Source organism: Altererythrobacter lutimaris (genome assembly GCF_013371495.1).
GTDB classification, from domain to species: domain Bacteria; phylum Pseudomonadota; class Alphaproteobacteria; order Sphingomonadales; family Sphingomonadaceae; genus Erythrobacter; species Erythrobacter lutimaris_A.
Map to the genome: position 1 here is coordinate 1 of NZ_JABWTA010000031.1, position 435 is coordinate 435.

The window sequence follows — 435 nt, forward strand, 5'->3', positions numbered from 1 at the left end:
CACGACCTTGGCCATGAACGATGCACAAGGCGCCTTGCTGCCGCCCGGTGTCGATGGCGAGGCCCATGGCCTGGCATCGGCCAAGTCCGCGCAGGCCGACGCACGCCTGGCCAACGCCATGGGCCACGATGTCCACTGGGCCTACAGCGGTGACACCGGTCCTGACAGCTGGGGCCGCCTCAAGCCTGAGTTCCAGCAGTGCATGGTGGGCAAGCGTCAAAGCCCCATCGACATCCGCGATGGCATCCCGGTTCAACTCGACCCGATCCAGTTCGACTAGCGCCCATCCAACTTCCGCGTGATCGACAACGGCCACACCGTGCAGGTCAATGTGGAGCCAGGCAATGGCATCACGGTGATGGGGCACCGCGACGAGCTGGTGCAGTTCCATTTCCACCGCCCGGGCGAAGAGCGCATCAATGGCCGCCAATACGA

At 64.6% G+C, this 435-nt stretch carries 1 pseudogene; it reads left to right on the forward strand.

Annotation, left to right across the window (positions count from 1 at the left end):
* A pseudogene (locus HUO12_RS14450) lies at positions 1 to 280 on the forward strand (carbonic anhydrase family protein); the annotation flags it as partial.
* Positions 281 to 435 lie beyond the last annotated feature (155 nt).